Raw genomic sequence first — 26,723 nt, 5'->3', positions numbered from 1 at the left:
TCATTATTGATTTGGAATTTTGTAAGCGTTTTCCTAAATGTGAGGAGGCCTAAAATGGCGGTTACAATAAGTGATATTGCTAAAAAGGTGGGAGTATCTCATGCAACAGTATCAAGAGTTTTAAACACTTCGGGATATGTAAAAGATGAAACAAGAGAAAAGGTTCTAAATGCAATTAAAGAACTGAATTATACGCCGAGTGCCATAGCTAGAAGCCTCTCTATGAGTAAAACCAATACCATTGGGGTTATAGTTCCAGATATAAACAATTTATTTTTTGGAGATATAATTAAAGGTATTACTGAAATTGCTGATCTGCATAATTTAAATATAATTCTTTGCGGAACTGAGGAGGATAAAGATAAGGAACTAAAAGCTATTAACGTTCTTAGAGAACAAAGGATTCAAGGACTTATAATAACTCCAACGTTCTACAAGGATTCAAGTAATAGTGAAAATTTAGAATCCCTTAAAAACCTAGGAATTCCAATAATATTAATTGATGGACATGTTGAGTATCTTAACTTTAGTGGAGTATTTATCGATCACATACAGGGTGCTTATGATGGAACATCTGCGCTGATAAAAGAAGGCCACAGAAAAATAGCTATGATTACAGGAGCTATGAAGTCTAGACCAGCAGTAGAAAGATTACAGGGGTATAAAAAGGCCCTACAAGCTAATAATATTCCCATAGAAGATAAATATATATTTTATGGTGATTATTCACATGAGACTACTTATGAGATAACAAAAGAAATATTAAAAATGAATAATAGACCCACTGCTATTTTTGTAAGTAGTAATACTATGATGCTTGGTTGTATAAAAGCTTTTTATGAAGAAAAGTTAGATATACCAAAGGACATGGCCATTATTGGATTTGATAAGGTTGATGCATTAAATATAATTGGAATGAACATTAGTTTTATAAATGGTCCATCTATCGAACTTGGTAGAATTGGCATGAAGATGCTACTAGAAAGTTTAAAAATTGTGGAGCCTAGGGAGATTAAAAGAGTAACCATTTTGCCAGAACTTATGTTAAGTGGATCAGAAAAGTATATAGAAAAAAATAATAAAATATAAAGGAGTAGATTAATTATGAAAATTGAGCAATATATTGACCATACACTATTAAAACAACAGGCAAGTGAGGAAGAGATTATAAAAGTTTGCAGGGAAGCTAAAGAATACGGATTTGCTTCGGTATGTGCTAATGCATATTATACATCTCTTGTAAGTAAAGAGTTAAAAGGATCTAATGTGAAAACATGTATAGTTGTTGGATTTCCACTAGGGGCTACAACTAAGGAAGTAAAAGCATTTGAAGCAAAACAAGCTATTGAAAATGGAGCACAAGAAATAGATATGGTGGTTAATGTTGGTGCTATAAAATCAAACAAGTATGATGTAGTAAAAGAAGATATCAAAGCAGTAGTTGAAGCTTCAAAAGGAAGAGCATTAGTTAAAGTAATACTAGAAACATGTCTTTTAACTGATGATGAGAAAGTCAAAGTATGCGTAATATGTAAAGAAGCTGGGGCAGATTTTGTAAAGACGTCAACAGGCTTCTCAACAGGAGGGGCTACGGTTCATGATGTGAAACTTATGAGGGAAACTGTAGGACCTAACATGGGAGTTAAAGCAGCTGGGGCAGTAAGAACAGCTGAAGATGCAAAAGCTGTGATTGAAGCTGGCGCTAGTAGAATTGGAGCTAGTAGTTCTATTGCAATAGTTAATGGAACTAAAGATTCAAATTCTGATTATTAAGTTATAAAAATAAATAGAAAAATTAGAGGTGAAATAACATGAGAATGTATGATTTAATAATGAAAAAAAGAGATGGCGGCGAGCTTACTAAAGAAGAAATCAACTTTTTTATAGAAGGATATACCAGCGGATCTATTCCTGATTATCAGGTTTCAGCACTACTTATGGCTATATATTTTCAAAAAATGAACAAGAATGAAACAACGGATTTAACAATGGCAATGGTTAATAGTGGTGAAATAATCGATTTATCTGCTATTGAGGGTATAAAAGTTGATAAACATAGTACTGGTGGTGTAGGGGATACAACTACACTTATACTTGGACCTATCGTTGCAGCAGCCGGGGTGCCGGTTGCTAAAATGTCAGGAAGAGGGCTTGGACATACTGGTGGAACTATTGATAAGTTAGAATCATTTAATGGTTTCTCAACTACCATGACAATTGAAAAGTTTATGCAAAACGTAAATGATGTTAAAATCGCAATAGGTGGCCAAACCGCTGATTTAGCACCAGCAGATAAAAAATTATACGCACTTCGTGATGTTACTGCAACTGTTGATAATATGTCTTTAATTGCAGGAAGCATAATGAGTAAAAAAATAGCGTCTGGAGCGGATGCTATAGTACTTGATGTGAAAACAGGCAGCGGTGCATTTATGAAAAATATGGATGATTCTTTTGAACTTGCTAGAGAAATGGTTGATATAGGAAATAATGTAGGAAGAAATACTATTGGTGTGATAACTGATATGGACCAACCATTAGGTTTTGCAATTGGTAATGCCTTAGAAGTAAAAGAAGCTATAGATACATTAAAAGGTGAAGGGCCGGAAGACCTCACAGAGCTTTGCTTAACTCTTGGAGCACATATGCTCGTACTTGGGGAAAAAGCAAAGAATAGTAAAGAAGCAAGGGAAATACTTAAAGATATTATAAAATCAGGAAAAGGACTCCGAAAATTAAGAGAACTTGTAGTAGCACAAGGTGGTAATCCGGCTTATGTAGATGATCCAACATTATTTCCATTGCCAGCTATTGTAGAGGAAGTTATATCAAATAAGGTTGGTTATGTAAAAGGAATAAAAGCTGATAACATAGGAAGAGCAGCACTAGTTTTAGGTGCTGGGCGTGAAACTAAAGAAAGTGTAATAGATTTATCAGTGGGAATTGTTCTTCATAAGAAAATTGGAGATTTTGTAAAGATGGGTGAGTCTATTGCAACGATTTATGCCAGTGATGAGGACAAACAAAAGGTATCTGCAAAAATGATATTAGAGGCATATGAAATAGTAAAAGAAGAAATAAAAGCTAAGCCATTAATTAAAGGCATTGTTACAAAGGATGGTATTACAAGATATTAATTAAATATTTTAGATTCTCCGCTGATTTTAGTAGAGTAGAGAAAGTATATATTACTAAAAATGCATTTGTTTAGCATTGGTGATATATACTTTTTTCTTTTTTAATTGTGCTAAAGTGATGTTTTGGTTTACAATATATATAATAGAGTGGGGGGGGGTGACTTTGTGAATATTTTAATTGTAGAGGATGAACAGGATATAAGAGAACTTTTAGAAATTCATTTATCGAAAGAGGGGTACGAAATATTTACAGCCGAAGATGGTATGCAGGCCTTAGATTTATTTCAAAATAAAGATATAGATATTGCACTTCTTGATGTTATGATTCCTAAAATAGATGGGTTTATGGTTCTTCAAAAAATTAGAGAAACTAGTGAAATACCTGTAATTTTTATAACTGCGAGAGAAGAAGAGGCGGATAAAATTCGTGGGCTTGGACTTGGAGCAGATGATTATGTAATAAAACCTTTTAGTCCTATAGAAATAACTGCAAGAGTTAAGGCTCAGTTACGACGGTATTATAAATATTCAAATAAAACGCATAAAACATGTGTAATAATAGGAGAACTTATATTGGATAAGGAAAGCTGTTGTATTTATAAAAATGATATAGAGCTAGCTTTAAATCCAAAGGAATATAGACTACTTGAGTTTATTATTGAAAACCCAGGAAAGGTATATACTAAAAAGCAGCTATATGAGATAGTTTGGCAAAATCCATATTATGGGGACTCTAACACCATTATGGTACATATAAGTCATATTAGAGAAAAGATTGAAGCTGATCCTAAAAATCCTATATATTTAAAGACAATAAGGGGCATAGGGTATAAAATGGAGAATAAACATGATTAATAGAAAAAAATTAAATAAAATATCAATGCACTTTAAAAGTAAAAAAATGGCTACTCAATTGTTCGGGAATTATATTTTATTTCTAGTTATTTTAATTGGCATATTTATGCTAGCTATTGGGGCACTATTGCTTTATATTTCTATCAATAATAAGGATGCGCCAACAGTTAATACCACAGCAGATTATATTATAAGGCAAGATTATAAGGATATTGATTTTTCAAATGTTATAAAGTACAAGGGTTTTGTTGAAGTACTTGATACAAATTTAGTAGTTATAATGGAGAATGGAAGTAAACATGAAGCAGGCTTTAAATATCCAATGCAATATTTTCATGATATGGTTACAAATAGTTTAAAGGATGATTATTTTTATTCTAGTAAATATGGGGATAACGAAGACTTTATTTTGATTACAGCAATGCCTAACAATATTTATGATACTTATATCTGGGGACTTGAACATATAGAACTTCTAAGAGAGGTTAGTAAAGCAGAAAGAACCAGAATTACTTTTCTAAAAATCTTTCCATTTATAATATTCATATTTTTGCTATCTACAATGGTACTTTATTCTAAACTTACATCAAGGATTTTTGTTAAGCCCTTAAAGAAACTTTTACAAGGAGTTAATACTTTAAAAAGTGGTGAATATTCAGCCCGGGTTGAAATTAATTCAATAAATGAAATAGGAAAGTTAAAAGATGCTGTTAATTTAATGGCAGAAAAGATACAAGAAGAAATCACTCTAAAGGAAAAATCAGAGCAAAACAGGAAAAGAATAATTCTTGATATATCTCATGATTTAAAAAATCCATTAACAAGTATATTAGGATATTCAGAACTTTTATTAGAAAATGATGATATTTTATTAGAAGATAGAAATAAGTTACTAAGGGTTATTAATAATAATAGTAAAAGGGCAAATGATTTAATTCAAGATCTTTTTGAACTTTCACGCGTTGAAAGCACGGAATATAAATTAGATATAGAGAGCCATGATATAGGCGAATTTTTAAGAGAGCTTATAGCAGGTTATGTGCCTATGATGGAGCAAAATGGAGTGAAATATGAAGTTGATATTACAGAGGATGAAGTAGAGCTTTCTTTTGATAGAAAAAACTTAGATAGAGCCTTAAGTAATATTATATTAAACAGTATTAAATATAATAGTACAGGGATTACTATTAGAGTGAAGCTTTTAATAGATGATGGTATGACTTTAATTATTATTGAAGATGATGGAGTAGGAATACCTAAGGAACTTCAAGAAAATATTTTTGAACCTTTTGTTCGCGTAGATGATACAAGGAACTCCAAAACAGGTGGCACAGGACTAGGTCTTGCAATCTCGAAGGCCATAATTGTTAAGCATGGAGGAAGTATTTATTTAAAGTCGGACATAGAGAAAGGTTGCAAATTTATAATCAGATTACAGGAGAGTGAAAATGAGTGATATAATAATTAGGAAGGAAGAAGTGGTATGATTATAGGTACAGGTAAAATATACTTATATGCAAATTGGGTACATTCTTTAAAAGAGAAAAGGATGATAGTAAAAAGTACCATAGCTAAGGTGAAAAACAAGTATAATGTTTCTATAGCTGAGGTAGAAAATCAAGATATGCATCAATCTATTGTAATTGGAATTGCCTGTGTTAGTAATGATACAAGACACGCTAATAGTATGGTACAAAATGTGCTGGACTTTATAGAGGATACCACAGAAGCTATTGTGGAAAAGGTAGAGATGGAAATATTATAGAACAAATATATTGGAGGGTAATAAAATGTTAAAAAGGATCAAAGTAAATTTAGAGGCTGTAGAAGCAATGCACTATTTTTGGCAGGCTGCTAGTGAAAAGGACAATATAGCAGAAAAGTTTTTTTATGATGTAGCAGAGATGGAAGCTTTATCTTGCGCTTATGATGAGGAATTTAATGCTGAATCAGTAAGAAGAGCTTTAAGTGCAATAAAAAATAGAGAACCTTTTGTTGGGAACAAGAAAGAGTTAAAATTCTGGAACAACAATATGTTTATGATGGAGGACTTAGAATACACAAACGCAATGATTCAACCTGTAAAAAAACTTAATCTAGACAATATGATAGAAAAATTAAAGGGTGATACCTGTGAAAGTAAATATGATGAATTAGAGGTTATATTCTCTCCACTACATTCAGACGAATATTTAATTACTTCGAACAAATTAGTGATTAATTTCTTTAGAGTAAAGCCGGATTTTGTAGAGGATAAAATATATATTGCAGACAAAGAGATCAATGAATACATAGAAGAAAAGCTAAATTCATTAATTAGTAAATAAGGTAAAGGAGAGGGATACTTGGATAAATCAAAACAATTAGGAGAAGAGAATATAGGGAAGCTACTTATGAAGTTCTCTATTCCTGCAATTGTAGGCATGTTAGTAAATGCACTATATAATATTGTAGATAGAATATTTATAGGACGAGTAGATACACTTGCTTTATCGGGGGTTACAATTACATTTCCCATTTCTATTATAATTATGGCTTTTGGAATGTTAGTTGGGATTGGTGCTGCTGCACTAATATCTATAAGGCTTGGACAACAAAAAAAGGAAGAAGCAGAACATATCTTAGGTAATGCCTTCACCTTAATTATTATAATTTCACTTATAGTAACTATTTTGGGACTTGTATTTTTACAACCAATGTTATTAAAGTTTGGTGCTAGTAAAGCTACTATGCCTTATGCAAAGCAGTACATAACAATAATACTTATGGGATCAGTTTTTCAAAGCTTAGGATTTGGACTAAACAATATTATACGAGCTGAAGGTAATCCACGAATAGCTATGTTTACCATGCTAATTGGTGGAATCTTAAATACAATTTTGGATCCGATTTTTATTTTTGTTTTCCATATGGGAACAAGAGGGGCTGCTATAGCAACTGTTATTTCTCAAGTGGTAAACACTATATGGGTATTGTATTATTTCCTTGGTAGGGGAAGTGTATTAAAAATATATTACAAAAATTTAAAATTAGATAGTAATGTTGTAAAGAGTATATTTGCGATAGGAATGTCCCCATTTTCAATGCAACTTGCAGCAAGTCTTGTAACTATTATTTCTAATAAAAGTTTAGTCAAATATGGTAATGACGTTTCACTTGGAGCTATGGGAGCTATTATGAGTATCTCTATGTTAGTACTAATGCCTATTTTTGGAATCAATCAAGGCTCTCAACCCATAATTGGTTATAATTATGGAGCAAAAAAATATGATCGTGTTAAGCGTGCTTTAAAACTTGCCATAATTGCAGCTACAACAATTACTACTACTGGATTTATAATAATACAGCTATTTCCAAAGCAACTTATAAACATATTCAGCAATGATCCAGCGCTAATAGAAGTAGGATCCAAAGGAATTAGAATATATCTATTTTTGCTTCCTGTAATAGGATTTCAAATAGTTGCTTCAAATTATTTTCAAGCTGTAGGTAAAGCTAATATATCTATATTTTTAGGACTTAGTAGACAGGTTATAATCCTTATACCATTATTATTTATTTTACCGAGATTTTTTGGCTTAAAGGGTGTTTGGGCGTCAGCGCCTAGTTCAGACGTAATATCTTCAATCTTAACGGCTGTGTTCTTATTTGTAGAGATTAGACATTTAAATAAATTACATGGCGAAGATAAGGAAATAATTATATAGTGTATTTATAGAAAAACAAAATTAAAAAAATAGTGAGATTAGTTAAGAGGTACAATTAATCCCACTATTTTTTATATTGTGTAAATAATAATGCTTTTAGTATGTTACTTTTTATAAGTAGGGTTATGGAGTTTTTTTTCAAGATTCTTTATGCGATTTTCTATTTTTTTTAACGCATTACAATAATCTAACATTGAGTCATCAATGTAATGATTAGTTTTAAAAATTGTGTACAATTCTCTTCCCATATCTTTGTAGAGTTCTTCCATACTGTTTTCTTCTGAATGAATTTTATACTTAATTTTAGATGTTTCAAGAAAGTCTTCAGATTTGTTTGATAGTTTTTCTAGACTATTGCTTATTGAATCTTTAATCTTGCTTAAATCAGGTGCTGAAGGCATATAATCGCTCCTTTCTATTTAGTTGTTAAAAAATATTTATAGAAGATAAATTCTCGTATAGTAGTATAAACTTTTCTTTTTATGTTATAATTTAAGGTAAATAGATAGACTTAATAACATAATATTTACAGTAACCTGTAAATGTGACTAAGAAATATAGTTACATTAAATAGTTATATACTTTTTAAACAAAGTATATGTTTAATAATTAAATTTAATATGGTGGTGATACGGTGAATAATAAAGAAAAGCCAATAGGATTTTTTGACTCGGGAGTGGGTGGAATAAGTGTGTTAAATGAATCTCTTATAGTACTTCCAAATGAGGATTTTGTGTATTTTGGGGATTCAATAAATGCGCCATATGGAATTAAAGATGTAAATGAAGTTAAAAAATTAACCTTTAATGCAGTTGATTTTCTTTTAAATAAAGGGGTAAAAGCAGTAGTAATTGCCTGTAATACAGCCACTAGTGCAGCAATAGATGAGCTCCGAGCAAAGTATAAGGACATACCTATAATTGGGATAGAACCAGCACTAAAGCCAGCTGTAGAAATAAGTTTAGGTAAAAGCGTAATAATTATGGCTACTCCCATGACTTTAGCTGAAAAGAAGTTTAAAGGTTTAATGGTGAAGTATAATAAGGAAGTTAATATAATATCTCTACCCTGTGCAGGGCTTGTTGAACTAATTGAAAATGGGATTATAGAGGGAGAGCAAATCAATAGCTACCTAAAAGACAAATTAAAGGATTTTATGCATTTAGATATAGCATCTATAGTACTAGGATGCACTCACTATCCTTTTATAAAAAGCGAATTAACTAAAGTTGTTGGTGATAAAACTATTATAATAGATGGAAGTGTAGGTACGGTAAACCAACTAAAAAGACAGCTTATTAAAAGCAATCTTTTAAATGCAAAGAAAACAAAGGGAATCATAACTATATATAGTTCGGGCACCAACAATACTATGATAGATTTAAGCTATAAATTATTAAATAAAAATTTGATTTAAAACATATATTATACATGTGAAAACAGTCTGTACCTAGTTTATAGGGCTTGACTGTTTTTTTTGTTTCTTGGGTTACGTATTAAAGAGGTTATATAAAAGAAATTGTATAATTAATTATAGCAATATCATCACTATCAGAATAAACTAAATTAGGCATTTTAAAAAAAACTGAGGAAATAAGGTGATGAGATGAGAGTATTTAAATTAAAAAAAAATGACGAACATCACATAGGGCATGATATATTTGATTTAAAAATTCAAGAGAACAAAAAAATCAACTGTATAATTGTAAGCAATCCGGTGCATAGTAATTGTTTATGTGTGGTAAATCATCTAGTGTGTAAATCTGTAGAAAATAAAAATATTGTTCAGCTAATCATTGCAAGCGAATATAAACAGTTAAATGATATTACCAGCTTTGGTAGTATAGATGTTGGCTATGAATACGATGGGGTTGAGCCTATTGAGAACTTAGTAATAGATATATTTAATATTGGTAAAAATCAAGCGGTAGATATGCTAGAAGATAATTTTTTAATAATACTTCCTGGAGGAAATATTCATATAAAATTCGAGGAACCTCAGGAAAAATTGGTTTTGGAAATGAGTCTAGAGCAGCAAGTTATTTAGTTCGTTCCTATTCAAGACGGCTAAAAGAATAGCCAGCAGAGATACTAGTTATTCTTTTAGATGGTTAAATGTATAATTTGCATATGAAAAGTGATATAATTTATAATGAATACATAATAAAAGGAGAGATAATGATATGAATCCAATAGTAACAATTAATATGGAAAATGGTAAAGTTATAAAAGCAGAATTGTACCCAGAAGTGGCACCTAATACAGTGAATAATTTTATTAGCCTTATAAATAAAGGATTTTACAATGGAATTACTTTTCACAGAGTAATACCAGGATTTATGATTCAAGGTGGATGTCCTGAGGGAACAGGTGTAGGTGGACCAGGATATTCAATAAAAGGTGAGTTTTCTTCTAATAAATTTAAAAATAATTTAAAGCATTCAACTGGTGTTTTATCAATGGCTAGATCAAATGATTTAAATTCAGCAGGAAGTCAGTTCTTTCTTATGGTAGCTGATTCTAATCATTTAGATGGAAGTTATGCAGGATTTGGTAAAGTAACTGAGGGCATGGAGAATGCTTTAGAAATAGCTAAGACTGAAAGAGATTTTCGAGATAAACCACGTGAAGAACAAAAGATAGAAAGTATGACGGTTGATACTTTTGGAATTGAGTACAGTGAACCACAGAAAATGTAAATAAATATTGGCGGTAAGGGGGAAGATGGTATGAATTACATTAATGAAAAGCTTATTCTTGCATATGGGTTAACTCAAGAGGAAGAGGAAAGACTTAATAGTGTACTGTTAAAACACAATATATTACCTTGTAAAATAATCCAGAAAAACATGGGAAACTTAACAATTAAAGATATAATGCAAAATATAGAAGTTAAAGAGTGTAATATTGAATTACCCCTTGAAAAATTACTCTTATTTAATAATTATAAAGATAAGGAACTATATGATTTAATTGATAATATAAGAGAAGCTAAAAGTGCTAGCACTATACTAGCTGCGGTGACGCCAACATCTATGAAATGGACGATTGGTTACCTATTAGAGCATTTAATAGAGGAAAGAGAAGCATATAAAATAAAGAAATAACAAAATATATAAATCTTCTGCCATATGCAGAAGATTTATATTTTATAGAAAAATATAAATGATAGTTGAATTTCTAGGATATTTACAAAGACTATTAAACTGGAAAGGCGGAGAGTTATGAGCAGAATAGGAGATAAGATTAAACAGGTAAGAGAATCAAAAGCGGTGAGTCAGAAAAATCTAGCTAAAAAAATTGGAGTTTCTGAAAGCTTTATTAATGATATTGAGATGGGTAAAAAAGTTATAAATGAAAAATTTATAGAAAAAATTTCTAAAATTTTAGGAGAAGAAATTGGAGACACTTCTGTATCTTTTCAATCTGATGACCGAGAAGAAGAAAGAAAGCCAAGATTTGAAAGACCCAGTGTTCAAAACGTAAAAGAAGTTTGGAACGATGCTTTTAGTTCGGTTTTAAAAGATGTTTCTATTTATAAATATGATTTGATTAAATCTATAGGTATAAAACAAATGCCCGTAATATCAAATAAAATAGACGGATATGCTCAAGATAAAGTACTGTTTTTAGAAATAGAAAATGATGATATGCTTGGGTTTAGAATTTGCAGTGGAGACATTGCGTTTGCTCATTTAACACATGAAATAGAAAATAATGCTATTTCACTTGTGGATTATAATGGAGAGAGAGTATTAAGGCAAATAAAGAAATTGGATAGTAATAAAATACTGTTAATAAGTAATAAAGCGTCACTCAGAACTGAGACAGTTAATCATAAGGATATTGTAGTAATTGCAAAACTAGATAGAGTAGAGTTTAAGTTATAATCTTATTAACAAAACACTATGCATAGTTTATAATATAGTATATTATAATTTGTAGGGGTTATTCATTATAATACTAACTTAGTAAGTTAAATAGTTTGAAATTAATAAGGGACAAAATGAGGGGGATTAACATAATGAAAGGCACAGTAGTAGCAACATGGATGAAAACTTGTAGGAAGCTTTATGGTGATGGTGTAGTTGATAATGCAATGGAATCAGTGGGATGGAGTGCACATAAAATATTTTCACCTGTAGAGAACATAGATGATGGACAGGTTAAAAATATAATAGGTAGTATATCAAAAAAACAAAATATACCTCTTGAAAAATTGTGGAGAAACATAGGGAAAGATAATATAACAGCTTTCCATAGAGATTTTCCTGCATTTTTTCAGACTGAAAATGTATATTCATTTTTAAAATCGCTATTTGATATACATGTAGTAATGACAAAAAAAATTGATGGAGCTAAACCGCCACTTGTGGGTATAAAACCTATTTCAAGCCGTGAGGCAATCTTTACTTATAATTCTAAGAGGGCAATGTTTGATTATTTTTTAGGACTTTTAGATGGGACTTGTGAGTATTTCAATGAGAAAATTGAAATTCAGCAAATAGAAAAAACTTTGGATAGTATGAGTTTAAAACTTACATTTGATAAAGATATTTATTATAAAAAAACATATAAAATTAATAAAATGCTATCTTTAGGGTTTATTAAAAAGGTACCTTTTAAAGTAGGTATGGTTACTTTCATTATATCTTTCCTTGGAGCTGTAGCCTTGATGACAGGAGAGAATATAGTACAAACATTAGGTTTTGCTGTATTATCTGGAGCAGCTTCAAGCCTTGCGTCTTTTATAATGGGAAGACCTATGACTCTAATTTCACAAACTATAGACCAAATAAATAGTAATAATTATGTTGAAGATGGAGATATAGTAACTGGAGATGAATATGAAGAGGTTTATTTAAAACTTAAGGAATATAAAAAAGTATTTAGAGCAGATTTTGTTGAGTTTAAAGGCGTAACTGACGAGATGGATACATTCGCTGAAAACATTAATAAAATCTCAAGTATTATGAATAATACCTCTGAAGATATATCAGGAGTAGTGGATCAAATGGCAAACTGTTCGGTAAGCCAAGCAGAGAATACTGAAAATGCTGTTTTAATTTTAAATGATAATATAAGGTCACTTAAGGATATTGTCAAAAATGAAAACAATAATAAAGATGAATTAGAAAAGGCTATTGTAAAAATAAATAATAGCTATGAAAACGTTGATAGTACAAGTAAAAATATACTTGGAACATTAGAAAAATTTCAAGAGGTTAAAGATAATGGCATTAGTTTAGAGACAAAGGCTCATGACATAACAAATATAGTATCAATTGTTTCTCAAATTTCTGAACAAACAAATCTGCTGGCTCTAAATGCGTCTATTGAAGCTGCTCGTGCAGGTGAGCAAGGTAGGGGATTTGCTGTAGTTGCAGACGAGGTTAGAAAGCTTGCAGAACAGTCCAAGAGTGCTGTAGAAGAAATTAATACTAATCTAATTGAATTTGTTAAGGATATAAATTCACTTGTTGTTAAAATCGGTGACCAGTATGATATTCTTCAAAATGAAACGAAAGGGCTAGAAGAGGTAAGAGATATAAGTTATGAGGCTACAATGTCTGTTAGAATAGTTTCCACATCAATGATAAATACTATAAATGATTTAGATAGAGAAGCTGAATCTATTTCAAACATATATGAGACAATAGAGTCTTTAGCTGCAATTGCGGAAGAGAGTTCTGCATCTTCGGAAGAGGTAAGTGCAAGTGTTGGAAGTTATACTAGTGAAATAAAGAAACTTATTGATAGTATATATGAATTTAAAAAGATAACAAGCTCATTTAAAAATGAACTTAGAAAATATAAAATATAGCTTTCATTAGAGCTGTTAGGAGGGTCGCAAATGGAACAATTACAAAAGAAAGTCTTTGATTATGAATGGAAGGATATTATAAAACGTGGTTTGTGGGGACTAAGCATACCATTAATAAGTTTGACTTATCCAATATTAAATCAATATAGAGGAAGTACTAATTCAGTGGTTACATTTGTAGACAATCTTATACCTTTTAATAAGTATTTTATATTACCTTATGTATCTTGGTATGTATTTATTGCAATTTTCTCGGCTATTTTATGCGTATTAGATAAAGAAAGGTATTTAAAACTTCTTATAACTATAAATATAGGCATGATTACATGCTATGTAATTTATTTCTTTTATCCAACGTATGTTCCAAGGCCCATAATAGCAGGAAGTGATTTCTTAAGCAATTTAGTTTCTAATTTATATGCTGCGGATAATCCTTATAATGCGTTCCCAAGTATTCATGTTTTGAATTCTACATTAATAGCTTTTTATATTTATACATCAGAAAAGGTTAATAAACTTACTAAAATAATTTGTATAATTATGTCTATGTCCATAATTATATCTACTATGTTTATAAAACAGCATTATTTTGCTGATGTGGCGGCAGGTATAATATTCGCTTGTGTATTATATTTTTCCTTTAAGAATATAAATTTTTATTTTCATAAGGATAAATCTACTACATACGTAGAATAATTATTACCTAAAAAATCCTCATGATTTTAATCATGGGGATTTTTCACCGTTATGAAACACTATAATTTCCATTTTTACGCATCGCTTAGATCAAATTCTGGTACGAAATCTTTAGATGAAGTTCCACTTTCTTGAATAAAACATTTTGTGATACCTATACTTAAGCAGTAATTAATTAAAACATCGTAATGATAAGGGTTTAAGGGCTTGTTTATTTCAGCATATTTATACGCTTCATGCATAGGAACATACTGATTCATTAGGCTAATATATACTGAGTTATTAAAAGTAGTATATATAAAATCTATTATTTTTTTAGAGTCAAATAATAAACCAGGTAGCATTAAGTGCCTAATTATTACCCCCCTTTGAATCATCCCGCTGCTGTCGAATTTGACTTTGCCTACTTGGGAAAACATTTCAGTAATAGCTTTAGAGGCTGTATTAAAATAATTAGGGGCTCCAGAATATTTAATTGCATATTTATCTTTATAGTACTTTAAATCAGGTAAATAAACATCAATAAATCCTCTAAGTGCCTTAATGGTGTCCACATTTTCATATCCATTTGAATTATAGAGAATAGGAATATTAAGTCCCTTATCTTTAGCAAGTTTTAAAGCTTCAATTATCTGGGGTACATAGTGAGTAGGTGTAACTAAATTTATATTGTGGGCTCCTTTTTTTTGTTGCTCTAGAAAAATCTCACTAAGTCTTTTAATAGATACTATTTTCCCGAAACCTTCATTACTTATGCTATGATTCTGACAAAACACACATTTTAGATTGCAATTAGAAAAAAATATAGTGCCAGAGCCAAGTACCCCTGAAACACAGGGTTCTTCCCACTGGTGTAAGGAAACTTTAGCTATTTTTATTTCCTTAGAAGACCGGCAAAAGCCTAATTCTCCTTCTAATCTATTAGCATAACATTTCCTAGGACATAGATTGCATTTTTTTAGTAGACTTAAAAAAGATGAATCATTTAATTCTTCTGTATCATTATTAATCATTGGTATCTCCCTTTTGTATAGCTAGCGGTAGAATCTAAGATAATATATAGAATGTATATAAGAATTGTACATCTCATTATAAATAAGGTCAATTACGCTTCTTAGTAGTTTTTCTATAAAATATAATACATTGAACTAAAAAAATAAGACTTATTGCACCAAAGCCAGGGTAAAGGACTTTTATTAAATTCCTAAAGCCAATTTGAGAAATAGGTATAGCTATAATAAGTATCAAAATTACAGCTTTTTTATAAGATATATTAAATTTTTTCTCCAAGGTTTTTCCTACACTATATATATCAGAAACTTCAGTTGAAAACATTTCGCAAAATATTACACAAAGTAGAAGAATTTGCATTAACATACCAAAGCGGTGTGTTATGTATAGGAGAGGAATTTCGTACTTGAAAATTTGAGGTATGTTTAATAAAAGCATTACATTTACTAAATAACATAATAGGGTTAGAACTAGTGCACCTATTATAACTCCAGGAATAAGAATACGTTTATGCTTCATTTCTTGACTTAAAGGAACTAGAACGCCACTACAGCATAGCATATTAAAACCAGCATAAAGTAAGGCTGATAAAAACCATTGACCAGGAATTATATTATTTTTATAAGATGGAATTTGTTTTATATAGGAGGCGCTTACTATATCTCTATAAAATACTAAGTATAAAACAAATATAGTTATAATAATTGTAATAAGACATGGCACTATAAAGGAATTTATAGTTATTAACCCTTTGGTATCTTTAAGAAGCGTATATAAAGAGATTATGGCCATGAGTAAAATTCCTACCCATTTTGAAATGCCAAAATATTGATGAAGGAGTGCACCGCTTCCAGCTAGTATTATGGCAGCACCGCTAATCAAGAAAAAACTTGTAAAAATGTCTGTAATGCTACCAAAAAAACCTGGACTTACAAGAGTTATAAGCTCTGTATAGGAACTTATATTATTGTTTACACTAATAGAAATTATAATAGAACTTATTATAATATAAATTAAACAACATATCAGAATACCCCAAAAGCTTATATATCCATAAGTACTGAAAAATTGAGTTATTTCCTGCCCGGAAGCAAGTCCGGCACCCACTATGGTACCGATAAATACAGCAGCAATTTGAAATATTGGACCAATTGTTTTTTTCAAAATATCTCCTCCATAAAATTATTAAATTAAGGTTATACTTAAATAAAATGCTTGTCTTTATAAATATATGTATAATATTTAATAATAAATAACGATTTTATAAATTAAAACTTTATTTATAGGGAAACTATAATAAATCTAACTTTGTAAACCTTGAATATGAGAGCAGTTATAATCAATATTATTGAATTAAAATTCATTTAGAGGGAGTGGAAATATTGAAAAAGTTCTTAAGCTGTTTATTAATAATGGTATTTGTTTTGTCTTTTACAGCGTGCACAAAAGATGAGGAAGAGGAAAAAGTACAAACTAACACTTTTGAAATTCAAACTGCGACCAATGTAGTTGAAAATTATATGAAATTAATTATGAAAGAAGATTATGAAAATGGAAAAAAACTATATACTAAGGATTTGATTGTAAAAGCTTTAAATATGCCAATTAACGATATGAAGGTAAAGGGTTATAAAGTTACAGAAAGTAATGAAGTTGGGCGTAGTGGGATTTTTAAGGTTAGAGTTACAAGGACATCCATGGTTAGTTCACAGTCATGCCTTGATGAATATTCTATTAAAATCGTTAAAGATGGAGCTGAATACAAAATAAGTGAGATTACTAGTAATCCGGAAAAGGAAGCTTTCGTTGATGGTATAGGTATTAGATATAGAGATAAGAAAAATGTAAAAACTAATTTAATAATTGATGAAGCAGGGCTTCCCAAATATGCATACTCTAGTGAAGATGCAGCAAGTCTTTATAAAATAATAGTACCAATAAAAAAATTTAGTTCCATAAATTTTAGCTATGAAGGAGAAAAACTTGCAGTTAGTACTTATAATAAAAATTCCTTTATAGGTATTGTTAATATTGATGAGTCGCTAGCAGTTCAAGGAGATGCTGCGGATAATTCTGGTGGAGCTTCGGGAGTAGAAGGAGGCGGATCTGGAGAAGTAGCTAAGGAGAAACCAATTGGTAAAGAGTTAATTCCAGTTGATTTATTGCTGGATTGTAAAGTGGATTTTATGACCTTCTCATTAAATGAAAAATTTCTTCTTGTTCAATACATTAAAGAGGACATGGGTAAGTGTATTAGGATTTACAAAGTAGACAATGGAGATATGATTCCTGTTAATTTTGAAAAAGATTATCCTATAGAAAATGTGGAAATAGTATTTTCATCCTTCGGTGAGGATATTATGACGTATGAAGTGATACCTAAATCAAAACTTAATAGTTCGGAAATTGATATTGTTGGTAAATGGAAATTAGATCTAAAGACTTTTACCGTAGATAAATTATAATTAACGCTGGCGTGCTATACTATAAGGTATAATTAGTATGAAGTTAGTAAATTAATTAAAATGACTAGTTTAGTAACTAGTCATTTTAATTTATACCTTACATAGAGGAAGGAAGAGATTAATGCAGAGTGCATGGGGTGACAAAAGATATCATAGTTTGAATTATTTTTTAAGAGAGAAGTTTCACGGTAAGGTTTTTAAGATATCGCTTGATGGCGGATTTTCATGTCCCAATAGAGATGGAACCATTAGTAGTGGAGGATGTTTATTTTGTAGCGAAAAGGGATCAGGAGATTTTGCTGGAAATAGAGAATTTACTATTAAAAAACAATTTGAAGACATAAAACATATGATGAGTAAAAAATGGAGATCAGAAAAGTATATTGCTTATTTTCAAGCTTATACTAGTACTTATGGACCAATAGAAGTTTTAAGAAAAAGATATGAGGAAGCAGTATCACAAGATGGTGTTGTGGCACTTGCTATAGCTACTCGACCGGATTGTTTAGGTGATGATGTGTTAGATCTTATAGAAGAATATTCGCATAAAATATACACATGGATTGAATTAGGGCTTCAAACTTGTAACGATGAAAGTGCAAAAATCATTAATAGAGGATATAAATTATCAAAGTTTGAAGAGGCACTCAAAAATCTTAATGAGAGAAATATTGATGTGGTGGTGCATACTATTTTTGGTCTTCCTGGTGAAAGTGCATTAGATATGTTAAAGACAATAGATTATGTAGCTAGTAAAGATATAAAGGGTATAAAAATGCATTTGCTTTATCTTATAGAGAATACACAGATGACTGAGTTATATAAAAGTGGAAAACTAAAATTTCTAGAACAAGAAGAATATACTGATACAATTTGCAAGGCAATCACTAGGATTCCACCTAATATGGTTATCCATAGATTAACAGGCGATGCGCCAAGGGAACTATTAATAGGTCCTATGTGGAGTTTAAAAAAATGGGAAGTTTTAAATGGTATAGATAATAAATTAAAGGAATTAGATATATATCAAGGAGTTAATTTTAAAATTTAAGAGAGCATTTGTGTCTTTCTACAAATTAACTTTATGACTTTTGGGTGTTTTGCGAATAGATAAATATAATTTAAAGGATTACAATGTATGTATATTGAAAAGCATTTAAAATGTATATGTAGGAGGAATAAATTATGTCAAATTTATCATTAAGGCACATATTCAAGGTTTATACTGGAAACGTAACAGCGGTAAAAGATTTTAATCTTGAAATAGAAGATAAAGAATTTATAGTTTTCGTAGGACCATCAGGGTGTGGTAAATCAACGACCTTAAGAATGATAGCAGGTCTTGAAGAAATCACAGAGGGTGAAATATATATTGGTGATAAACTAGTAAATGATATGGCACCTAAGGATAGAGACATAGCTATGGTTTTCCAAAACTATGCATTATATCCTCATATGACAGTATATGATAACATGGCTTTTGGATTAAAACTAAGAAAAATGCCAAAAGATGAAATAAAACAAAAAGTTACAGATGTAGCTAAAACACTTGATATAGAACATTTACTCGATAGAAAGCCAAAGGCACTATCAGGTGGACAAAGACAAAGAGTAGCACTTGGAAGAGCAATAGTTAGAAATCCAAAGGTGTTTTTAATGGACGAACCGCTATCAAACTTAGATGCTAAACTAAGAGTTCAAATGAGAACAGAAATAGCAAAACTTCATCATAAACTTCAAACAACTTTTATATATGTAACTCATGACCAAACTGAAGCTATGACAATGGGTACAAGAATAGTTGTAATGAAAGATGGACTTGCTCAACAAGTAGATACACCTAATAACATATATGAGCACCCAGTTAATATGTTCGTTGCTGGATTTATAGGAAGTCCTCAAATGAACTTTATGGAAACTAAAGTTTTAGAGCAAAATGGGGAAGTAGTTCTTACTTTTAATGATGAAACTATAATATTACCAAAGGATAAAGCTCAAATAATAAAAGAAAAATCTTATATTGGTAAAACTGTTATAATGGGTATTAGACCTGAAGATATCGATGATAATGTTTTATTCCTTGAAAAAAACAAAGATTCAGTTATAGAAGCGCAAGTTGAAGTCTCAGAGCATATGGGTGCAGAAACTAATATTTATATGTCAAAAGGAGATACAAGTATTGTAGCTAGAGTTAACGGATCATCTAATGCCAAAGTTGGAGATAAAATTAAAATTGCTTTAGATACAAATAAAATCCATGTTTTTGATAAAGACACAGAAATGACTATAGTATAGGGGGAATTCAATATGTACAATTTCACTGAATTCCTGAAGGATTTGAGTCATTCATCAAACATACCATTTAATGTAGTTACGGAAGATGGTATTGCATTATATGTTAGTGACTTAGATATTGAAAATTCACATATAACTAACTTTACTATTATGCTTGGACGTGTTAAAGGTATAATCAGTTTAGAGGAGAAGTATGAAAATTGTACATCCTTACTTAAATATATTATCGAAAATAATTATACCCAGAATTTTTTAACTAAAGAACAAGCGGTAATTGATATTTTGGAAAATAGAGAAATTTCTATTGACAATATTGTTCTTAATTTACCTTTTCTTAAAAATGGGTGTTATATACTATTAATAAGCGTAGATGGTAGTAAGTATGAATCTCTTAACATAATAAAACAAATATATGATAACGAGCCAGTAGTAAGCTTAATATATAAAGATAGTATCCTTGTAGTTGGTGATTTTGCTGAAATAGAGGAACATGCAGAAAGTATAAAAGAATCTATTTCATCAGATCTTTATTGTAATTGTTATGTAAGTTATGGAGATAAAACTTATGATATAAAAGGAATTAAGAAAGCTTATACTGATGCCGCACAATGTATGGAACTTGGGAAAAAATTCGATATAAAGGATCATATATTTAATTACAATAAAATGCTATTTGAGAAAATTGTATATAACGTAGATAACAAAATTAAGCAGGAATTGTTAGGGATGTTAAAAGACAAATTCGATGCTCTAGATAGTGAAATGATAGTGACTATTGAGCAGTTTGTAAATTGTGGTCTTAACATTAGTGATGCTGCTAGAAAACTATATGTTCATAGGAATACTCTGATTTATAGGTTGGACAAAATTAAAAAAGAAACCAATTTTGATATCAGGGAATTTAAAGATGCCTCTGTGTTCCTTATTGCCTTTTTAATATGGAAAGAAAATAAGGAATAAATATATAATTAATTTGAAACTCTGTTTTTACATTATGTAAAAACAGAGTTTTTTTTAATTAAGGGAAATCAAGGTAATCAAAAATAAGGGGACGGTTAACAAGTATTTAATCTTAGAGTTTATTTCAAAGTTTTATTAAAGGCTTGTACCTGCTCATTGCTAAATGTATTATTAACCATATATTTTCATTGGACTTACAATTTGATTAGTTAAAGTGTTATATATTTGAATGCTTGTCCAAATCTAGCTAAAATTAATTTTCTGCCTATTAAATATAAAATTTTTTATTTGAAATAATTGATTAAAAAACATATAGCTTATATTGTATAGTTGAATTCATAATAAGAATAAAATTCGATAAATTCTTCTATAATATTTTCATATTTTTGCTCGGACTCAATTAATTTAATACCAATGCTAGTTAATTGAGAAACTCTAGCTTGAGTAATATTTCCAAGGGAGTCAGATATATCGCTAAATTTTAAATAGCAGAACCGCCGCATTAAAACAACTGTTAAGGCTTTTGCGTCTACAAGCTTTCGATTGTATTTAGTAAAAAAATTAAGCGCAGAGATATTCATCTTTGATGCTATAAATTCAATTACATCTTTAGGGGTATAATTTGTTGTAAGTATTTTTCGGCCACTTCTATATTCTGTTTTTTCATCTTCAAATTCAAATTCTTCTTTTAGTTTTTCGTCAGTGCATCCATTAACGAGGCTATAGTAACTTTTCCTTGCAGTGTAAAGGTTATTGCTAAAAAAACTCATTATAAATCTAAAATCAACTATATTGAAATGATCTCGTCTTTTCCCAATAAATATTCCCAAACTAGAAAATGCATATTTTTCAGGACAATCTTTAAATTCACATATACTGGAAGGGTTATTATGTATATATAATGATACGGTCTTTAAGTATAGGTCATTATCAACTATTATGCTTTTAAACCTACCTTTAAAAAGATGTCCATCTCTTTTATATTTTTTATTAAAGTACATTGCATAAGAAAAATTTATTCCATGCATTACTTTTGATATATCTGCGCCATTGGAATCAACTAATAAATGTACATGGTTATCCATAAGACAGTACCCGTAAATTTTAACACTGTGTAGTTCTTTGTACTTCTTCACAAGGGATAAATACTTTTTCTTATCTTCGGAATCCCTATATAAATTTACCTCGCTGATACTTTTGCACATAATATGATATATAGCGTCAGCTGCTTTTAATCTTGCCATTCTTGCCATGGAATATCACCTCTACTCATAAGATTTCCTTTAAATTATTGCCATTGGAGTGAAATGATATTCATGTTTTTGTGCTAATTGCTTAAAAACTTGTTAACCGTCCCCAACTAATTTATAATTGCATAGAGGGAGTGAAAATAATATGAAAATAGATATAATAGTTTCTGCCGATGATATAAAAAACGAAAAAATAGAAAATAAAACGGTGATAGTAATAGATATGCTTAGGGCAACTAGTGTAATAATTACGGCACTCAATAACGGATGCAAAGGTGTGATTCCTGTTTTAACAGTTGAGGATGCAGCTGATATTGTGAAAAATAGCAAAGTGGGGTTTATGCTAGGGGGAGAAAGAAATGCATTGAAAATAGAGGGGTTTCATTATTCAAATTCTCCTTTAGAATACACGAGAGATACCATTGAAGGCAAAACTCTTGTGATGACTACTACTAATGGGACTAAAGCTATAAAAGGATGTGTTGGTGCTAGTAACATCTTAATAGGTGCCATGCTAAATGCCAAGGCTGCTGCAAAGAGAATAATAGAGTTAAAAAATGATGTTGTGATAGTCAATGCGGGGACTTATGGTGAATTTTCTATAGATGATTTTTTATGTAGTGGGTACATAATCAATTGTGTGTTAAAAGAAATAGAAGCAGATCTATCAGATATTGCTGTTACTTCGCATTATATTTATGAAAACAATGAAGATATATACAGTTTTATAAAGTATGCAAGTCACTATAAAAAGATTATGGAATTAGGTCTCGAAGCAGATTTAGACTACTGCTGTAGAAAAGATATTATAGATAATGTTCCAGAATATATGAATGGAATTATAGTTTAAGAGAAATACGGTGCTGTATAAAGAAGGCACTGTATTTTTTTTCGTAAATTTTATGAATAAACTCATTTAATTTTAAACTTTTTATTAATTAATGGTATCTTATATATGTAAAGTAAATTGTTGTGGTGGAAAAAGGGGGAACGTTTTGATTAGTGAACAGCTTATGCAAAGAATAAAAACTAAAGATAGAGAGGCTTTTAAGGAATTGTTTGATACGTATAGAGAAAAAGTGTATAGAATGAGTTACATTATTTTAAAGGATAAAACAGCATCGGAAGATGTGCTTCAGGAGGTTTTTATTCAAGTATATCTAAAGATAAGAGATTTAAAGCATACTGGCGCTTTTGAGGTATGGTTATATAGGATTACGATGAACTGCTGTAGAAAATTTATTAAAAAAGAGAATAAAATAAATACAATAAATGTAAATGAAAACTATGATACCTATACTGATATACAAGATAATGAAATAAATACTCCGGAAAACATAATAGTGAATCAAGAATTATGTAAGGAAGTAATGAATGTATTATACGAACTTCCAGAGCATCAACGAATTTCATTAACTTTATTTTACTACAATGAATTGTCGATTAAAGAAATTGCAAATGTAATGAAATGTGCTGAAGGTACTGTAAAATCAAGATTATTCCATGGTAAAAAGTATTTGAAAGACAGAGTAGCTAAAATAATATAATTAATACATAGGGGAGAAGATATATGAAACTTAATGAAATAATAAGAAAATCTATAGAGAGTGAAGAAAAAAATGCAAATTTAAATCCTTATGAGTATGATAAATTATTGAATAAAATAGAATGTGAAATAGACAAGAGAGAAAGTAAAATTAGTGAACGCATTAAGCTAAGAGTAAATTCCTTTATGAAGAATTTTAAGTTGCCATTTAATTATAAAGATATTATTGAAGTTGGTCTATTAATAGCAATAGTTGTTGGAATTCCTTTAAGTATAGTTCATTATACTAAATATTATAAAAAATATGAATATGTAGATTCTATAAAAACAAAAGATACAATAGAGGAAGTAAATAATAGTGTAAACCTAGCAATAGAGAGGATAAAAGCTAATTATAAACAAGTCGTAAGCACAAATGAATTTGAGGATAATTATGTGTTAGTCCAATATAAACGAGAATATGATGGTACAAGTTTTGATTTGTATAATTTGAAAACTGGACACAAAGACGAAATAGTAACAAGTGGATTTTCTAAACTAATTCAAATAGTAAATGAAAATGAAATTTTGTTCTTTGAGGGTGGCAAGGAAGCTGAGACTCCCAGCTGGTCAACACCATATTATGTTAGATATATTAGGATAAAACAAATTGCTAACACTGAAGGAAGTTTCAAAGGTGTTATAGAACCTGCCTTTTTCAATGTAGAAGAGAGTATAAAGTTTGGTGAAAAAAATTCTGATATGATTTCAAAAGTTGATATCTTAGGAGAATTATTTAGTGTAACTTTTAGCCCAGCGCCAGGAAAAGAATCTATGTTTCTTGCAGCTTATAGTGCTGTTCCAGTTACAACCACTAACTATATAAAGGATAAAAATCAATTAGTTCTAGAATTTAAAGATTGCGAAATAGATGAAAAACTTATAAATGCGAAGTACAATATTTCTGATAATGAATATATTAGTGGGTATGAAATTATTAAAAATCAGAATGATAGTAAATTAATTGTAAACTTAAAATCAATGGCTAAGGCATATAACTGTAGTACTGCTGGTGTGGATGATGTATTAGTTAAACTGGATATTAAGTTTATGAACAAAGAGGAAGAATCAAGTTCATTAAATCAAACTAAAAGTCTAGAGGCATTACTTAAAAGCTATAACTATAACGTTATTGTGAATAGTGGATTTGATTTTGAAATAGAAATCCCACAAAATTTTGTGGACAGTTCAGAACTTAAAGAACAATATTTGCAATATTGTAATGAGCTATCTAAGGCTATGGGCTATGATATATCCATCTTAAGTGGCAAAACAGTTGATGTAAAGGGATGTGGTGTTAATAAAAACGGTGATACATCAAAAACTTTTGATGTAATATCCATAGGTTTAAATGGGGAAATATGTGGAGTGTGGATGCTTGAAAATAAAACTAGTAGACTGTTATCTTTAACAGGGGAAAGCTTTATGGAAGTAACCAAAAAATCATGGCAGCAGTGGAGTAAGGAAAATGGTATTAAAGTAAATGAGAAAGATATTGATAATGAATTTAAGAATATAACATTAAAAGAATTATATAACATGGGGTTAAAGAAATAAATTTTAGAATTATGTGAGCTGGTTAAGGTACTAACCGGCTCAAGTAATACACTATTTTTTAATTTTAAACCACTTGGAACACGAAAAATTTTAAATAGTAAGATTCATCAGAATTCCACAGTATAGGATGATCTGCTGATTGAGTTCTAAACTCTACTTGTCTAAGTGTTCTTTTAGCATCGCTTGCTGCATCTGCTATTGTGTCTCTAAACAAATCAGGTTTCATAAAATGAGAACAAGAGCAGGTTACAAAATATCCGCCTGGTTTAACTAATTTAATACCACGTAGGTTAATCTCTTTATATCCTCTTGTTGCGCCATCTACAGTAGAACGTGATTTTGTAAAGGCTGGAGGGTCAAGGATAACTACATCATATTGTCTTCCTTCTCTTGACCATTGACGCAAAACATCAAAAGCATTATGGCATTCGAATTTAACTATATCTGAAAGCCCGTTAAGCTCAGCATTTTTTCTGGAATATTCTACTGCATATTCAGAAATATCTACTCCAAGTACACTTTTGGCTCCAGCTATACCAGCATTAAGAGCAAAAGAACCTGTGTGGGTAAAACAATCCAAAACGTCAGCATTCTTGCATAATCTATGTATAGCAGCTCTATTTTCTTTTTGATCTAAGAAAAATCCAGTCTTTTGACCGTTTTCTATATCAACAATATACTTAACTCCGTTTTCAACAATTTCTATGTTAGTGTCAAATGGCTCTGTTAAGAACCCTTTTGTTTGTTCCATACCTTCAAGCTCTCGAACTCTAGCATCACTTCTCTCATACACACCTTTTGCGCCATATTCCTTAGTTAGTAACTTAACAATTATATCTTTATATTTATCTATACCTAGCGCTAGTGATTGAATAACATAATAGTCTTCATATTTATCTATAATCATTCCAGGTACAAAATCTGCTTCTCCAAATAAGAATCTACAGCTAGAATAATCTATAACCGTTTTTCGGTAGTCAGATGCAGCGCGTAGCTTCTTTCTAAAAAAATCTTCATTTATTTCTTCGTGTATGTCTCTAGTCATTATTCGTATGGCAATTTTAGAAGCATCATTTATAAAGCCTTTTCCTATAAATTCTTGTCTGAAATTATATACCTCAATTATATCACCATTTTCATATTCACCATCAAAGTATTCAACTTCATTAGCATATATCCAAAGATGTCCACTTTCTGCATTTCTACCTTTACCTCTATATAAGTAAAATTTACAAGTCATATTAAATCCCTCCTGTACTTTTTAGGGGCATAAATTAATTTTTAATAATAAATATTACCCTATTTATCTATAGTAGTATACCACACTGAAGTAAATTGTAATATAAAATCCATAAAATTCTTTTGACATTATAGGAGTTAT

General features: G+C 30.1%; 27 protein-coding genes. 22 read left to right on the top strand and 5 right to left on the bottom strand.

Annotated features, from left to right (window positions below; translation table 11 throughout):
• Nucleotides 1-54 precede the first annotated feature (54 nt).
• From ACREWB_RS09925 to ACREWB_RS09890, 8 genes are all read left to right on the top strand, one after another.
• A complete protein-coding gene (locus ACREWB_RS09925) occupies nt 55-1,089 on the top strand; it encodes a LacI family DNA-binding transcriptional regulator (protein ID WP_431547294.1) in 1,035 nt (344 codons plus the stop codon).
• Nucleotides 1,090-1,104: 15 nt separating this feature from the next.
• The gene (gene deoC, locus ACREWB_RS09920) at nt 1,105-1,773 is read left to right on the top strand and encodes a deoxyribose-phosphate aldolase (protein WP_431547293.1); all 669 of its coding nucleotides are present in this window, start codon (nt 1,105-1,107) and stop codon (nt 1,771-1,773) included.
• Nucleotides 1,774-1,811: 38 nt separating this feature from the next.
• Nucleotides 1,812-3,137 (top strand): pyrimidine-nucleoside phosphorylase, encoded by a 1,326-nt coding sequence (locus tag ACREWB_RS09915; protein ID WP_431547292.1) that lies wholly within the window; start codon nt 1,812-1,814, stop codon nt 3,135-3,137.
• Between the two features lie 165 nt (nt 3,138-3,302).
• Entirely contained in the window at nt 3,303-3,992 is a 690-nt protein-coding gene (locus ACREWB_RS09910; protein ID WP_431547291.1) for a response regulator transcription factor, read from the top strand.
• Nucleotides 3,985-5,448, top strand: a complete 1,464-nt coding sequence (locus ACREWB_RS09905) for a sensor histidine kinase (protein WP_431547290.1) — start codon at nt 3,985-3,987, stop codon at nt 5,446-5,448. Before ACREWB_RS09910 ends, ACREWB_RS09905 begins: the two co-directional genes overlap by 8 nt.
• 27 nt (nt 5,449-5,475) lie before the next feature.
• Entirely contained in the window at nt 5,476-5,757 is a 282-nt protein-coding gene (locus ACREWB_RS09900; protein ID WP_431547289.1) for a DUF503 domain-containing protein, read from the top strand.
• 25 nt (nt 5,758-5,782) lie between these two features.
• Nucleotides 5,783-6,319, top strand: a complete 537-nt coding sequence (locus ACREWB_RS09895; RefSeq protein WP_431547288.1) for a TDE2712 family protein — start codon at nt 5,783-5,785, stop codon at nt 6,317-6,319.
• 18 nt (nt 6,320-6,337) lie between these two features.
• Nucleotides 6,338-7,699, top strand: coding sequence for an MATE family efflux transporter (locus tag ACREWB_RS09890; RefSeq protein ID WP_431547287.1), 1,362 nt, complete (start codon nt 6,338-6,340; stop codon nt 7,697-7,699).
• A 104-nt stretch (nt 7,700-7,803) separates the two neighbouring features.
• Here the strand turns inward: ACREWB_RS09890 and ACREWB_RS09885 are convergent, their stop codons facing one another.
• A complete protein-coding gene (locus ACREWB_RS09885) occupies nt 7,804-8,100 on the bottom strand; it encodes a hypothetical protein (RefSeq protein ID WP_431547286.1) in 297 nt (98 codons plus the stop codon).
• 233 nt (nt 8,101-8,333) lie between these two features.
• On the opposite strand from ACREWB_RS09885, the gene murI reads away from it, so the two are divergent.
• From murI to ACREWB_RS09850, 7 genes are all read left to right on the top strand, one after another.
• Complete coding sequence (murI, locus tag ACREWB_RS09880; protein WP_431547285.1) at nt 8,334-9,116, top strand: glutamate racemase; 783 nt, start codon at nt 8,334-8,336, stop codon at nt 9,114-9,116.
• A 189-nt stretch (nt 9,117-9,305) separates the two neighbouring features.
• Nucleotides 9,306-9,746: a hypothetical protein gene (locus tag ACREWB_RS09875; RefSeq protein WP_431547284.1), complete on the top strand. Its 441-nt coding sequence runs from the start codon at nt 9,306-9,308 to the stop codon at nt 9,744-9,746.
• A gap of 136 nt (nt 9,747-9,882) precedes the next feature.
• Nucleotides 9,883-10,398, top strand: a complete 516-nt coding sequence (locus ACREWB_RS09870) for a peptidylprolyl isomerase (RefSeq protein WP_431547283.1) — start codon at nt 9,883-9,885, stop codon at nt 10,396-10,398.
• Nucleotides 10,399-10,428: 30 nt separating this feature from the next.
• Complete coding sequence (locus tag ACREWB_RS09865) at nt 10,429-10,806, top strand: DUF3783 domain-containing protein (protein ID WP_431547282.1); 378 nt, start codon at nt 10,429-10,431, stop codon at nt 10,804-10,806.
• Between the two features lie 117 nt (nt 10,807-10,923).
• Nucleotides 10,924-11,589, top strand: a complete 666-nt coding sequence (locus ACREWB_RS09860; RefSeq protein ID WP_431547281.1) for a S24 family peptidase — start codon at nt 10,924-10,926, stop codon at nt 11,587-11,589.
• 134 nt (nt 11,590-11,723) lie between these two features.
• On the top strand, nt 11,724-13,523 hold the full coding sequence (locus ACREWB_RS09855; RefSeq protein ID WP_431547280.1) for a heme NO-binding domain-containing protein: 1,800 nt from the start codon (nt 11,724-11,726) through the stop codon (nt 13,521-13,523).
• A gap of 30 nt (nt 13,524-13,553) precedes the next feature.
• Entirely contained in the window at nt 13,554-14,219 is a 666-nt protein-coding gene (locus tag ACREWB_RS09850) for a phosphatase PAP2 family protein (RefSeq protein WP_431547279.1), read from the top strand.
• A 74-nt stretch (nt 14,220-14,293) separates the two neighbouring features.
• On the opposite strand, the gene ACREWB_RS09845 is transcribed toward ACREWB_RS09850, so the two are convergent.
• Together ACREWB_RS09845 and ACREWB_RS09840 are read right to left on the bottom strand one after the other, a co-directional pair.
• A complete protein-coding gene (locus tag ACREWB_RS09845; RefSeq protein WP_431547278.1) occupies nt 14,294-15,232 on the bottom strand; it encodes a radical SAM protein in 939 nt (312 codons plus the stop codon).
• An 88-nt stretch (nt 15,233-15,320) separates the two neighbouring features.
• Nucleotides 15,321-16,397, bottom strand: coding sequence for a YkvI family membrane protein (locus ACREWB_RS09840; protein ID WP_431547409.1), 1,077 nt, complete (start codon nt 16,395-16,397; stop codon nt 15,321-15,323).
• Nucleotides 16,398-16,612: 215 nt separating this feature from the next.
• Here ACREWB_RS09840 and ACREWB_RS09835 point away from each other — a divergent pair, with 215 nt between their 5' ends.
• The 4 genes from ACREWB_RS09835 to ACREWB_RS09820 all read left to right on the top strand — a co-directional run bounded on the left by ACREWB_RS09835 (nt 16,613) and on the right by ACREWB_RS09820 (nt 20,950).
• On the top strand, nt 16,613-17,695 hold the full coding sequence (locus ACREWB_RS09835; protein WP_431547277.1) for a hypothetical protein: 1,083 nt from the start codon (nt 16,613-16,615) through the stop codon (nt 17,693-17,695).
• A 121-nt stretch (nt 17,696-17,816) separates the two neighbouring features.
• A complete protein-coding gene (mnmL, locus tag ACREWB_RS09830; protein ID WP_431547276.1) occupies nt 17,817-18,746 on the top strand; it encodes a tRNA modification radical SAM protein MnmL/YtqA in 930 nt (309 codons plus the stop codon).
• Between the two features lie 134 nt (nt 18,747-18,880).
• Nucleotides 18,881-19,990 carry an ABC transporter ATP-binding protein gene (locus ACREWB_RS09825; protein WP_431547275.1) on the top strand — a complete coding sequence of 370 codons (1,110 nt, stop codon included), beginning with the start codon at nt 18,881-18,883 and terminating at the stop codon, nt 19,988-19,990.
• A 12-nt stretch (nt 19,991-20,002) separates the two neighbouring features.
• Entirely contained in the window at nt 20,003-20,950 is a 948-nt protein-coding gene (locus ACREWB_RS09820) for a PucR family transcriptional regulator (RefSeq protein ID WP_431547274.1), read from the top strand.
• A gap of 317 nt (nt 20,951-21,267) precedes the next feature.
• Here ACREWB_RS09820 and ACREWB_RS09815 read toward each other — a convergent pair whose 3' ends face one another.
• A complete protein-coding gene (locus tag ACREWB_RS09815; protein ID WP_431547273.1) occupies nt 21,268-22,203 on the bottom strand; it encodes a transposase in 936 nt (311 codons plus the stop codon).
• A 142-nt stretch (nt 22,204-22,345) separates the two neighbouring features.
• Between ACREWB_RS09815 and ACREWB_RS09810 the strand changes: the two genes are divergently transcribed.
• The 3 genes from ACREWB_RS09810 (at nt 22,346) to ACREWB_RS09800 (ending at nt 25,342) form a co-directional block, all read left to right on the top strand.
• On the top strand, nt 22,346-23,050 hold the full coding sequence (locus ACREWB_RS09810; protein WP_431547272.1) for a 2-phosphosulfolactate phosphatase family protein: 705 nt from the start codon (nt 22,346-22,348) through the stop codon (nt 23,048-23,050).
• A gap of 145 nt (nt 23,051-23,195) precedes the next feature.
• Nucleotides 23,196-23,747: an RNA polymerase sigma factor gene (locus ACREWB_RS09805; RefSeq protein ID WP_431547271.1), complete on the top strand. Its 552-nt coding sequence runs from the start codon at nt 23,196-23,198 to the stop codon at nt 23,745-23,747.
• A gap of 23 nt (nt 23,748-23,770) precedes the next feature.
• Nucleotides 23,771-25,342 (top strand): hypothetical protein, encoded by a 1,572-nt coding sequence (locus ACREWB_RS09800; RefSeq protein WP_431547270.1) that lies wholly within the window; start codon nt 23,771-23,773, stop codon nt 25,340-25,342.
• Nucleotides 25,343-25,406: 64 nt separating this feature from the next.
• Here the strand turns inward: ACREWB_RS09800 and ACREWB_RS09795 are convergent, their stop codons facing one another.
• Complete coding sequence (locus tag ACREWB_RS09795; RefSeq protein ID WP_431547269.1) at nt 25,407-26,582, bottom strand: class I SAM-dependent rRNA methyltransferase; 1,176 nt, start codon at nt 26,580-26,582, stop codon at nt 25,407-25,409.
• Nucleotides 26,583-26,723 lie beyond the last annotated feature (141 nt).

Source organism: Clostridium sp., from assembly GCF_050717635.1.
Lineage (GTDB): Bacteria > Bacillota > Clostridia > Clostridiales > Clostridiaceae > Clostridium_AD.
The sequence above is the reverse complement of the archived record's forward strand: the minus strand, read 5'-3'. Positions and strand labels throughout refer to the sequence as shown.

Coding starts and splice junctions, on each gene's coding strand:
- ACREWB_RS09915 (WP_431547292.1), top strand. CDS start 1,812: ATGAGAATGTATGATTTAATAATGAAAAAAAGAGATGGCGGCGAGCTT.
- ACREWB_RS09905 (WP_431547290.1), top strand. CDS start 3,985: ATGATTAATAGAAAAAAATTAAATAAAATATCAATGCACTTTAAAAGT.
- ACREWB_RS09845 (WP_431547278.1), bottom strand. CDS start 15,232: ATGATTAATAATGATACAGAAGAATTAAATGATTCATCTTTTTTAAGT.
- ACREWB_RS09875 (WP_431547284.1), top strand. CDS start 9,306: ATGAGAGTATTTAAATTAAAAAAAAATGACGAACATCACATAGGGCAT.
- ACREWB_RS09870 (WP_431547283.1), top strand. CDS start 9,883: ATGAATCCAATAGTAACAATTAATATGGAAAATGGTAAAGTTATAAAA.
- ACREWB_RS09850 (WP_431547279.1), top strand. CDS start 13,554: ATGGAACAATTACAAAAGAAAGTCTTTGATTATGAATGGAAGGATATT.
- ACREWB_RS09810 (WP_431547272.1), top strand. CDS start 22,346: ATGAAAATAGATATAATAGTTTCTGCCGATGATATAAAAAACGAAAAA.
- ACREWB_RS09900 (WP_431547289.1), top strand. CDS start 5,476: ATGATTATAGGTACAGGTAAAATATACTTATATGCAAATTGGGTACAT.
- ACREWB_RS09895 (WP_431547288.1), top strand. CDS start 5,783: ATGTTAAAAAGGATCAAAGTAAATTTAGAGGCTGTAGAAGCAATGCAC.
- ACREWB_RS09885 (WP_431547286.1), bottom strand. CDS start 8,100: ATGCCTTCAGCACCTGATTTAAGCAAGATTAAAGATTCAATAAGCAAT.
- ACREWB_RS09795 (WP_431547269.1), bottom strand. CDS start 26,582: ATGACTTGTAAATTTTACTTATATAGAGGTAAAGGTAGAAATGCAGAA.
- ACREWB_RS09855 (WP_431547280.1), top strand. CDS start 11,724: ATGAAAGGCACAGTAGTAGCAACATGGATGAAAACTTGTAGGAAGCTT.
- ACREWB_RS09925 (WP_431547294.1), top strand. CDS start 55: ATGGCGGTTACAATAAGTGATATTGCTAAAAAGGTGGGAGTATCTCAT.
- ACREWB_RS09815 (WP_431547273.1), bottom strand. CDS start 22,203: ATGGCAAGAATGGCAAGATTAAAAGCAGCTGACGCTATATATCATATT.
- mnmL (WP_431547276.1), top strand. CDS start 17,817: ATGCAGAGTGCATGGGGTGACAAAAGATATCATAGTTTGAATTATTTT.
- ACREWB_RS09800 (WP_431547270.1), top strand. CDS start 23,771: ATGAAACTTAATGAAATAATAAGAAAATCTATAGAGAGTGAAGAAAAA.
- ACREWB_RS09820 (WP_431547274.1), top strand. CDS start 20,003: ATGTACAATTTCACTGAATTCCTGAAGGATTTGAGTCATTCATCAAAC.
- ACREWB_RS09865 (WP_431547282.1), top strand. CDS start 10,429: ATGAATTACATTAATGAAAAGCTTATTCTTGCATATGGGTTAACTCAA.
- ACREWB_RS09860 (WP_431547281.1), top strand. CDS start 10,924: ATGAGCAGAATAGGAGATAAGATTAAACAGGTAAGAGAATCAAAAGCG.
- ACREWB_RS09825 (WP_431547275.1), top strand. CDS start 18,881: ATGTCAAATTTATCATTAAGGCACATATTCAAGGTTTATACTGGAAAC.
- deoC (WP_431547293.1), top strand. CDS start 1,105: ATGAAAATTGAGCAATATATTGACCATACACTATTAAAACAACAGGCA.